This window comes from Stenotrophomonas sp. T8 (assembly GCF_051853085.1).
Taxonomy (GTDB): domain Bacteria; phylum Pseudomonadota; class Gammaproteobacteria; order Xanthomonadales; family Xanthomonadaceae; genus Stenotrophomonas; species Stenotrophomonas sepilia.
In genome coordinates, this window is the sequence record NZ_CP195329.1 from 724,763 (window position 1) to 733,602 (window position 8,840).

The 8,840-nt window shown below is 67.2% G+C and carries 12 protein-coding genes; 3 read left to right on the forward strand and 9 right to left on the reverse strand.

Translation table 11 applies throughout. From position 1 onward, the window contains the following. Positions 1 to 21 precede the first annotated feature (21 nt). From hprK to ACSDHM_RS03460, 9 genes are all read right to left on the reverse strand, one after another. Complete coding sequence (gene hprK, locus ACSDHM_RS03420) at positions 22 to 972, reverse strand: HPr(Ser) kinase/phosphatase (RefSeq protein ID WP_005408388.1); 951 nt, start codon at positions 970 to 972, stop codon at positions 22 to 24. Further along, positions 969 to 1,421, reverse strand: coding sequence for a PTS sugar transporter subunit IIA (locus tag ACSDHM_RS03425; RefSeq protein ID WP_072168192.1), 453 nt, complete (start codon positions 1,419 to 1,421; stop codon positions 969 to 971). The genes hprK and ACSDHM_RS03425 overlap by 4 nt, the downstream gene beginning before the upstream one ends. Before the next feature lie 21 nt (positions 1,422 to 1,442). Next, positions 1,443 to 1,760, reverse strand: coding sequence for a ribosome hibernation-promoting factor, HPF/YfiA family (gene hpf / locus ACSDHM_RS03430; RefSeq protein WP_005415556.1), 318 nt, complete (start codon positions 1,758 to 1,760; stop codon positions 1,443 to 1,445). A 58-nt stretch (positions 1,761 to 1,818) separates the two neighbouring features. Next, entirely contained in the window at positions 1,819 to 3,240 is a 1,422-nt protein-coding gene (locus ACSDHM_RS03435) for an RNA polymerase factor sigma-54 (RefSeq protein ID WP_439426657.1), read from the reverse strand. 40 nt (positions 3,241 to 3,280) lie between these two features. After that, the gene (lptB, locus tag ACSDHM_RS03440) at positions 3,281 to 4,000 is read right to left on the reverse strand and encodes an LPS export ABC transporter ATP-binding protein (protein WP_005415558.1); all 720 of its coding nucleotides are present in this window, start codon (positions 3,998 to 4,000) and stop codon (positions 3,281 to 3,283) included. Further along, positions 4,000 to 4,566 carry a lipopolysaccharide transport periplasmic protein LptA gene (gene lptA / locus ACSDHM_RS03445; protein WP_088497781.1) on the reverse strand — a complete coding sequence of 189 codons (567 nt, stop codon included), beginning with the start codon at positions 4,564 to 4,566 and terminating at the stop codon, positions 4,000 to 4,002. Before lptA ends, lptB begins: the two co-directional genes overlap by 1 nt. A 101-nt stretch (positions 4,567 to 4,667) precedes the next feature. Beyond that, on the reverse strand, positions 4,668 to 5,243 hold the full coding sequence (gene lptC, locus ACSDHM_RS03450; RefSeq protein ID WP_005415560.1) for an LPS export ABC transporter periplasmic protein LptC: 576 nt from the start codon (positions 5,241 to 5,243) through the stop codon (positions 4,668 to 4,670). Continuing rightward, positions 5,240 to 5,788 carry a KdsC family phosphatase gene (locus tag ACSDHM_RS03455; RefSeq protein ID WP_049415164.1) on the reverse strand — a complete coding sequence of 183 codons (549 nt, stop codon included), beginning with the start codon at positions 5,786 to 5,788 and terminating at the stop codon, positions 5,240 to 5,242. The genes lptC and ACSDHM_RS03455 overlap by 4 nt, the downstream gene beginning before the upstream one ends. Before the next feature lie 66 nt (positions 5,789 to 5,854). Beyond that, positions 5,855 to 6,856, reverse strand: a complete 1,002-nt coding sequence (locus ACSDHM_RS03460) for a KpsF/GutQ family sugar-phosphate isomerase (protein WP_227836596.1) — start codon at positions 6,854 to 6,856, stop codon at positions 5,855 to 5,857. Between the two features lie 54 nt (positions 6,857 to 6,910). On the opposite strand from ACSDHM_RS03460, the gene ACSDHM_RS03465 reads away from it, so the two are divergent. Genes ACSDHM_RS03465 through ACSDHM_RS03475 form a run of 3 tightly spaced genes read left to right on the forward strand, consistent with a single transcriptional unit; the run spans position 6,911 to position 8,748 of the window. After that, positions 6,911 to 7,141: a BolA family protein gene (locus tag ACSDHM_RS03465; protein WP_005408396.1), complete on the forward strand. Its 231-nt coding sequence runs from the start codon at positions 6,911 to 6,913 to the stop codon at positions 7,139 to 7,141. 21 nt (positions 7,142 to 7,162) lie between these two features. Then, positions 7,163 to 8,434, forward strand: coding sequence for a UDP-N-acetylglucosamine 1-carboxyvinyltransferase (gene murA, locus ACSDHM_RS03470; RefSeq protein WP_088497780.1), 1,272 nt, complete (start codon positions 7,163 to 7,165; stop codon positions 8,432 to 8,434). After that, the gene (locus tag ACSDHM_RS03475; RefSeq protein ID WP_032957609.1) at positions 8,431 to 8,748 is read left to right on the forward strand and encodes a hypothetical protein; all 318 of its coding nucleotides are present in this window, start codon (positions 8,431 to 8,433) and stop codon (positions 8,746 to 8,748) included. The genes murA and ACSDHM_RS03475 overlap by 4 nt, the downstream gene beginning before the upstream one ends. Positions 8,749 to 8,840 lie beyond the last annotated feature (92 nt).

Sequence of the window (8,840 nt, forward strand, 5' to 3'; positions counted from 1 at the left end):
GCTCTTCGAGGGGCAGGAGGATCAGGGTGTTCGCCGTTCCAGCAGGTTGCTGTGGCGGGCGATGAACATGGCCGCCGGGTCAATGCCCTTGGTGCGCAGGATGTGCAGGCGGGTGGCGGCTTCGGTCAGCACGGCCAGGTTGCGGCCGGGCATCACCGGCAGGGTGATCAGCGGAACGTCCAGGTCCAGCACATGGCGGGTGCCCGAGTCGCCGGTCAGACGCTCGTAGCCATGCGGGGTGGGTTCGGTCATCGGCTTGGTCAGGTGGACGATCAGCCGAAGGTATTTGTTCTTCTTTACAGCCGTGTCGCCGAACATCTCGCGCACGTTCAGCACGCCCAGGCCGCGCACTTCCAGCAGGTCCTGCAGCAGTTCGGGGCAGGTGCCGTCGAGTACATCCGGGGCGATCTGGGTGAACTCGGGGGCGTCGTCGGCGACCAGGCGGTGACCACGGCTGAGCAGCTCCAGTGCCAGCTCGCTCTTGCCCGACCCGGCCTCGCCGGTGATCAGCACGCCAATGGAATAGATCTCCATGAACACGCCGTGCAGGATCACCCTCGGTGCGAGCGTGCGCGCCAGGTGGTAGGACAGGTGGTTGAGCAGTTCGTGGCCGCGCTTGGGCGACAACCACAGCGGCGTGCCGGATTCATCGGCGGCGGCGCGCAGGTCTTCCGGGCAGGCCTGGTTGCGGGTCAGCACCAGTGCAAGCGGGTGCGACTGCATGATCTTTTCGATGGTCTCCCAACGCTGGCGCGGTTCCAGCGCATCCAGCCAGGACAGTTCCTCGGTGCCCAGGATCTGCACCTTGTTGGGATAGATGGCGTTGAGGTAGCCGGCCAGCGAGGGACGCCGCGAGACGGTATTGCCGGCCTCCAGCTCGCGCTTCTCACCGGATTTTCCTGCGGCCCAGCGCAGCCCCAGCCGCTCGCGCTGCTGTTCGAACAGTTCACGGGCGGTGATGCTGGTATTCATGCGGCGCTCGCAGGTGGGGTCATGTCCAGCGCCTCGCGCAGGGCCCGGGCATCGCCGGCCTCACGCAGGGCCTGGCGGATATCCGGCGCGGAAAACAGCTCGGCCAGCTCGGACAGCAGCATCAGGTGCTGGTGGGTGTAGTGGGCGGGGACGGCCATCGCGAACACCAGGTCCACCGGCTCATCGCCGCCGAAGTCGACCGGGCTCGCCAGACGCAGCAGGGCGCCACGGGGGCGGTCCAGGGTCGGCGCGCGGCCGTGGGGGATGGCGATACCGTGGCCGATCGCGGTGCTGCCCAGGGCTTCGCGCTGGCACAGGTTCAGATAGATCTGTTCGGCATTGGCCTGGCGGCAGGCCAGCAACCCGGCGGCGGCCTGCAGGACGCTGTCGCGGTCGGTGGCCGCGCAGAGCTGGGTCTGCACGGCCGCCAGGAGGTCAGTCAGGGGCATGTCTGCGGGGAACGGTGGCGATCAGCCACCATTGTCACCCACCGGCAGCGGTGCGTGCTGCTGTTTTTTCTCCTTGTGCTTGATGACCAGGCGGTCAAGCTTGTCCGCAAGCAGGTCGATCGCGGCATACATGGTCTGGCCGCCGGCCTCGGCGTGCAGGGTCTGCCCCGGGATGTTGAGGCTGGCGTCGACGTGGTGTTCGGTCTTCTGCAGCTTGAGGGTCACCCGCGCTTCGCAGTGCTGGTCGAAGTGTTTTCCGATCCGGGCCAGCTTCTCCTCCACATAGGACTGCAGGGCCGGGGTGACTTCGACGTCTTTGCCAAACGTTTCGATGCGCATCGGGTTTCTCCTGTGTTCGGATGTGCCAATGAACCTCTCCGCCGGGCGCGGCGGTGCGTCAAGCGATTCTGACCCTTTCGTGCGAGGCGGAGATGTTCATGGCTTCACGATACTTCGCCACGGTGCGTCGCGCTACTGGAATTCCCGACGATTTGAGCAGGTCAGCCAGCTTGGCGTCAGAAAGCGGCTTGCGCGGGTTTTCGTCGTCGATCAGGCGCCGGATCATCGCCTGGATGGCGGTGCTGGACGCCTCGCCACCGCCTTCGGTATCGATGCCCGAGGCGAAGAAGGCACGCAGCGGCAACGTGCCGCGCGGTGTGCGCACATGCTTGCGGGCGATCGCGCGCGACACCGTCGACTCGTGCAGGCCCAGTTCGGCGGCGATCTCGCGCAGGGTCAGCGGACGCAGCGCCTGTTCGCCGAACTCGAGGAAACCGGCCTGCTGCAGGATCAGGCTGCGCACCACCCGCAGCAGGGTTTCACCGCGCTGCTGCAGGCCCTTCAGCAGCCAGCGCGCCTCCTGCAGCTGGCCACGCAGGTAGCCGGCGTCGGCCTCGCCACAGCGGCGGATCAGCTGTTCGTAGCCACGGTGGATCACCACCTTCGGCCCGGCATGGGCGGCCAGCGCCGCGCGCCAGATGCCGTTCTGCCGCCACACCACCACGTCGGGCACCACGTAGGTATCCTGCGAAAGCGGCGCGATCTGGGTCCCCGGACGCGGGTCCAGCGAGCGCAGCAGGGCGACCGCTGTCTCGACCTCGTCCAGCGGCTGTTTCAGTTCATGGGCCAGACCGGCGACGCCACTGCGTGGCAGTCGTTCCAGCGGGCCTGCGGCAATCTGCCGCGCCAGCGCCAGGCCCGCGGTGTCGCCAGGCAACAGATCCAGCTGCAGCTGCAGGCATTCGCCGAGCGTGCGCGCGGCAACGCCGACCGGGTCGAAGCGCTGGATGCGATGCAGCACCGCAAGGATTTCATCCTCATCGGCATGAACCGACGGCAGCAGGGTTTCGGCGATGGTGGCCAGCGGTTCGCGCAGGTAACCGTCGTCGTCCAACGCATCGATCAGCGCAGCGCCGATGCTGCGGTCGTGCATGGAAAGATGCGACAGGTGCAGCTGCCACAGCAGGTGGTCGGCCAGCGTCTCGGTTTCGGCCACGCGCTCGGCGGCGCTGCCGGCGTCATCATCATCGTCGAAGCTGCCGCCACTGCCGGCAGCGCTCCAGTCGAGCTCGGCCGGTGCCCAGTCGTCGCCATTGTCGGTGCGTTCGGCCGGCGTGTCGGCGTCCGTGTTGTCGCCGCCTTCATTGGCGGCACTGCTGTCGTTGCTGTCGGCCCAGTCCAGCAGCGGATTGCTTTCCACGGCCTGGGCAATTTCAAGCTCCAGCTCGGTCGCGGACATCTGCAGCAGCTTGATCGCCTGCTGCAGCTGGGGGGTGAGCACCAGCTGCTGTCCCAACGATGTCTGCAGCCGAGTCTTCATGCCTGTGCCGAATGGAAGGAAAGGGACCCAGCACCTGCGGTCACAGCTTGAAGGAATCCCCAAGGTAGACGCGACGTACGTCAGCGTTGTCCAGGATCGCCTCCGGCGAGCCCTGGGCCAGCACGGTACCCTCGGCGAGGATATACGCGCGGTCGCAGATTCCCAAGGTCTCGCGCACGTTGTGGTCGGTGATCAGCACGCCGATGCCACGCTGCTTGAGATGGGTGACGATGCGCTGGATTTCGCCCACCGAGATCGGGTCGACACCGGCAAACGGTTCGTCGAGCAGGATCAGGCGCGGCTGCGCGGCCAGTGCGCGGGCGATCTCGCAGCGACGACGTTCGCCACCGGACAGGCTGGCACCGAGCTGGTCGGCGACATGGCCCAGCTGCAGCTCGTCGAGCAGGCTGTTCAATTCGCGCTCGCGGCCGGCCGAATCCAGGTCTTCGCGCAGTTCAAGCACCAGGCGGAGGTTGTCGGCCACGGTCAGCTTGCGGAACACCGACGGCTCCTGCGGCAGGTAGCCCACGCCCTGCTTGGCACGGGTGTACATCGGGTCGCTGGTGATGTCCTTGCCGTCGAGCACGATGCTGCCTGCATCGGCGGCGACCAGGCCGACGATCATGTAGAAGCAGGTGGTCTTGCCGGCACCGTTGGGGCCGAGCAGGCCGACCACTTCACCGGCGTCGAGGGTCAGCCCGAAGTCCTTGACGACTTCGCGCTGCTTGTAGCGCTTGCGCAGGCCCTTGGCGACGAGCATTACTTCTTGCTCCCCGCCGGCTTGGCCGGCGTGCTGGCCGGAGCCGCCGCCTTGGGTGCGGCGGCCGGCTGTGCCGCCGCGTTCTTGTTCTTCGGCGGAATGACAGTGCGCACGCGGCTGCCATCGCCACCGGAGTTCATCTCCCCGGTGCGGGTGTTGTAGACCATGCGCTGGCCGGCATTGGTGCCGCGCGCGCTGGTGACCTTGTAGCTGCCGGTCAGGGTGATGATCTCGGTCTTGATGTCGTAGTCGATGCGATCAGCCACCGCGTCCATCCAGGTGCCGTCGTCGAGCTGCTGCTTCATCGTGGCCTGCTTGCCGGTGAATACCGCACGCACGGCCTCGCCGTCCTTGAGGTAGATCTCCGCTTCGGACGCGCGGATGTCCAGCGTGCCCTGGGTAACGGTTACGCCCTGCGAGAGCACGGTCTTGCCATCGCCGGTGAGCACGCCCGACTGAGCGCCCGAGTCGATGGTCATGTTCTCGTTGCGGTCGGTGGACTTGGCAAAGCCAACGCTGGGAACAAGGAGACCGAGCGCGAGTACGGCTGCAAAGGGAATCTTCATCGGGGTCCGTTCTACCGGTGGGGCCGTCCGGGAAACCGGCGGCGGGTGGGTGGGCCGCCTTCCTTGCGCCGGTCCGGGGACGTCGCAGGAGGGTGGCGGAATCAGCGTCGGGGCGTGTATCGGCCCTTGGACTGGCTGAGGAAATGATACGTGTTGTTCTTCGAATCCACCTCGAAGCCCACGCCGGACTGTTCCATGCCGGGACGGGTCATGGTGACCCGCGCATCGGTGCGGGCACGGTTCTCCTTCGGGAACACGTCCAGGTGGTCGGTGCGGAACGTGGTCGGCACCACGCCCGGATCGGCCGGACTGTCGCCAGCGACATTGCCGCGCAGCTTCATCTCGTCGCCCTTGGCGCTGAGCCAGCCGGTCTCGGCGCGCAGGGTCCAGTGCTTGCCATCCTTGTCCGGCATCTCGAACAGTGGGGTGGCGATGTTGATGGTCTGGTCGCCGCGCTGCCGTTCCAGCCGCGGTGCGCGCAGGGTGGTCGATTCCTTGCCCTGCTCATCCAGTGCGACGATCTGGAAGTCGTGCAGGATGTAGTCCACGCCGGCGTCCTGGCCGGCAGTGGCCGGGCCCTTGTCACGGTTGCGCAGGGCGGCCCAGCTGCTGAGCAGGGCCGCCAGCAGCAGGCCGATGCCGAGCACGGTGCGCCAGTTCAGGGTGGGCAGGTTCATGCGCCGAACCTCGCCAGGACCGCGTCCACATGGCCTTGGGCGGCCAGCAGGATGTCGCACAGTTCACGGGCGGCGCCACGTCCGCCATCGGCGCGGGTCTGCCAGTGCACGCGCTCGGCGATCCACGGGTGGGCGTTGGCTGGCGCCACCGCCAGGCCGACCGCGCCCAGCGGCGCCAGGTCCGGCAGGTCGTCGCCCATGAAGGCCACCTGCTCCAGGCCGATGCCATGCTGCGCACACAGCGCCTGCACGCTGGCCAGCTTGTCGCCCACGGCGATCTGGGTGTCGATGCCGAGGTCGGCGCCGCGCTTGAGCGCGGACTGGCTGTTGCGCGCGGTGATCAGCACGGGATGGATGCCGTGCTGCTGCAGCAGTTTCAGGCCCAGACCGTCCTGCACGAAGTACGCCTTGCTCTCGTTGCCGTCCTTGTCGTAGTACAGCCGACCGTCGGTGAGGGTACCGTCCACGTCGAAGCAGGCCAGGCGGACGCGGGCCGCAGCGGCATGCAGGTGGGCGGGGAACGCGGGCAGCGGGGACCAGGGCATCAGGCGATCAGGCTCGGTGGGGGCGTGTGGGGCATTACAGACTGAATGGGGTCTACGGACTGTCGGTTAAACCACCCGGGCCCGCAACAGGTCATGAATGTTCAGGGCGCCGACCGCACGGCCCTGGCCATCGACCACGATCAGGCCGTTGATTTTCTGGGTCTCCATCTGCCGCGCGGCCTCTACGGCCAGCTGGTCGGCACCGATGGTGCGCGGGTTGCGGGTCATCACATCGGCGATCTTCGCGGTGCGCACGTCCAGCGCGCTGTCCAGCGCCCGGCGCAGGTCGCCGTCGGTGAACAGGCCGATCAGCACGCCATCGGCGTCGACCACGGCGGTCATGCCGAGCCGCTTGCGGCTCATTTCCACCAGCGCCTCGCTGAGGCTGGCATCGGCGCTCACGCTGGGCAGGTCCTCGCCGGTATGCATGACATCGGTGATGTGCAGCAGCAGGCGACGGCCGAGGCTGCCGGCCGGGTGCGAGCGGGCGAAGTCGTCGGCGGTGAAGCCGCGTGCGTCAAGCAGGGCTACGGCCAGCGCATCGCCCATCGCCAGCGAGGCGGTGGTGCTGGAGGTCGGCGCCAGCGCCAGCGGGCAGGCCTCGGCCGGCACGCTTACATCCAGGTGGATGTCGGCGGCGGTGGCCAGGCTCGACTGCGGGCGGCCGGTCATGGAAATCAGCATGTTGCCCTGGCGCTTGAGCACCGGCAGCAGCATCAGCACCTCATCGGACTCGCCCGAATAGGACAGGGCCAGCACCACGTCGGCTTCGGTGATCATGCCCAGGTCGCCGTGGCCGGCTTCGCCGGGATGCACGTAGAACGCCGGTGTGCCGGTGGAGGCCAGGGTGGCGGCGATCTTGCGGGCAATGTGGCCGGACTTGCCCATGCCGGTGGCGACCACCCGGCCGCGGCTGGCCAGGATCGCCTCGCAGGCCTGCTGGAAGGCCTCGCCAAGGCGGTCGGCGACGGCATCCAGCGCCTGCCGCTCGATCTCGAACACGCGGCGGCCACTGGCGACCAGGCCGGCAGGGTCGACGGAACGGGGGGGCAACAGGGATTCGGCCATGCGGATGCCACGCAGCGGAAGTAGAATGGAGGCACATTTTATTAGGAAAGCCCGTTGGACGCCGACACCATCCGCAATCTGATCGAAACCGGCCTGCCTGGCGCCCGCGCCGATGTGCAGGGCGATGATGGCGTGCATTTCGAAGCGACCGTGGTCTGCGAGGCCTTCGCCGGCAAGATGCCGCTGGCCCGCCACCGCATGGTCTATGCCACGCTGGGCGACCTGATGGGCGGCGCGATCCACGCGCTGGCACTGAAAACCGTGACCCCGGCCGAAGCCGGCTGAACCGCAGAAGATCCCGAATACATGGCCAAGATCGTTGTGACCGGCGGCGCTGCGCTGCACGGTGAAGTGAGCATCTCCGGCGCCAAGAACGCCGTCCTCCCCATCCTCTGCGCGACCCTGCTGGCCGATGAGCCGGTGGAGATCACCAACGTGCCGCACCTGCACGACGTGGTCACCACGGTGAAGCTGCTGGGCGAGCTGGGTGCCAAGGTCACCATCGACCAGGGCACGCTGTCGCGTGGCAGTGCGATCGTGGTCGACCCGCGTTCGGTCAACCAGCACGTTGCGCCGTACGAGCTGGTCAAGACCATGCGCGCCTCGATCCTGGTGCTGGGCCCGCTGCTGGCCCGCTTCGGCGCGGCCGAAGTGTCGCTGCCCGGCGGCTGCGCGATCGGTTCGCGTCCGGTCGACCAGCACATCAAGGGCCTGCAGGCGCTGGGTGCCGAGATCGTGGTCGAGAACGGCTTCATCAAGGCCAGCGCCAAGCGCCTGAAGGGCGGCCATTTCACCTTCGACATGGTCAGCGTCACCGGCACCGAGAACGTGCTGATGGGCGCGGTGCTGGCCGAAGGTACCACCATCCTCGACAACTGCGCGATGGAACCGGAAGTGACCGATCTGGCGCATTGCCTGATCGCGCTGGGCGCGAAGATCGAAGGCCTGGGCACTGCCCGCCTGGTCATCGAAGGCGTCGAGCGCCTGTCCGGCGGCCGCCACGAAGTGCTGCCCGACCGCATCGAAACCGGTACCTTCCTGGTCGCTGCGGCGATGACCGGCGGCAAGGTTACGGTCAACCGTGCGCGCCCGAACACCATGGACGCGGTGCTGTCCAAGCTGGTCGAGGCCGGCGCGAAGATCGAGACCACCGAAGACACCATCACCCTGGACATGCAGGGCAAGCGGCCGAAGGCGGTCAACCTGACCACCGCGCCGTACCCGGCGTTCCCGACCGACATGCAGGCGCAGTTCATGGCACTCAACTGCGTGGCCGACGGCGTGGGCGTGATCAACGAAACGATCTTCGAGAACCGTTTCATGCACGTCAATGAACTGCTGCGCCTGGGCGCGGACATCCAGGTTGAAGGCCACACCGCCATCGTGCGTGGCAGCGAGCACCTGAGTGGCGCACCGGTAATGGCCACCGACCTGCGTGCGTCGGCGTCGCTGATCCTGGCCGGCCTGATGGCCAGCGGCGAGACCACCATCGACCGCATCTACCACCTTGATCGTGGCTACGAGAACATCGAAGAGAAGCTGTCTTCGCTCGGTGCCACCATCCGGCGCGTGCCATGATCCTGCGCGGCAAGTTCAGCCCGCGCCGCAAGGCGCTGCTGGCTCTGGTGCTGATCGTGCTGGCGTGGCTGGGCTATGCCTGGTACGCCAACATCGCCATCACCCAGGGCATCGAGCAGAAGGACATGGACTGGAATGGCGACGGCACGGTCTCGCGTGACGAGATCATCGAATCGTTCTACGCGGTCGCGGTGAACGACAGCCAGGACGGCAACCGCCATTGCCGTACCTTCGTCTGGCGCAGCACCGGCGAACAGATCCGCGTGGACTGCCGCACCGAGTTCAAGCCGGCCGCGGCCGAGGAAAAGAAGTAAGAACAACGCCCGCGAAAGCGGGCGTCTTCTTTTGGCAGTGCCGGCCGCTGGCCGGCAATCCCGTCAATCTCGTGGAGCACTACACAAATGCC

Coding starts and splice junctions, on each gene's coding strand:
- hprK (WP_005408388.1), bottom strand. CDS start 972: ATGAATACCAGCATCACCGCCCGTGAACTGTTCGAACAGCAGCGCGAG.
- ACSDHM_RS03425 (WP_072168192.1), bottom strand. CDS start 1,421: ATGCCCCTGACTGACCTCCTGGCGGCCGTGCAGACCCAGCTCTGCGCG.
- hpf (WP_005415556.1), bottom strand. CDS start 1,760: ATGCGCATCGAAACGTTTGGCAAAGACGTCGAAGTCACCCCGGCCCTG.
- ACSDHM_RS03435 (WP_439426657.1), bottom strand. CDS start 3,240: ATGAAGACTCGGCTGCAGACATCGTTGGGACAGCAGCTGGTGCTCACC.
- lptB (WP_005415558.1), bottom strand. CDS start 4,000: ATGCTCGTCGCCAAGGGCCTGCGCAAGCGCTACAAGCAGCGCGAAGTC.
- lptA (WP_088497781.1), bottom strand. CDS start 4,566: ATGAAGATTCCCTTTGCAGCCGTACTCGCGCTCGGTCTCCTTGTTCCC.
- lptC (WP_005415560.1), bottom strand. CDS start 5,243: ATGAACCTGCCCACCCTGAACTGGCGCACCGTGCTCGGCATCGGCCTG.
- ACSDHM_RS03455 (WP_049415164.1), bottom strand. CDS start 5,788: ATGCCCTGGTCCCCGCTGCCCGCGTTCCCCGCCCACCTGCATGCCGCT.
- ACSDHM_RS03460 (WP_227836596.1), bottom strand. CDS start 6,856: ATGGCCGAATCCCTGTTGCCCCCCCGTTCCGTCGACCCTGCCGGCCTG.
- murA (WP_088497780.1), top strand. CDS start 7,163: ATGGCCAAGATCGTTGTGACCGGCGGCGCTGCGCTGCACGGTGAAGTG.
- ACSDHM_RS03475 (WP_032957609.1), top strand. CDS start 8,431: ATGATCCTGCGCGGCAAGTTCAGCCCGCGCCGCAAGGCGCTGCTGGCT.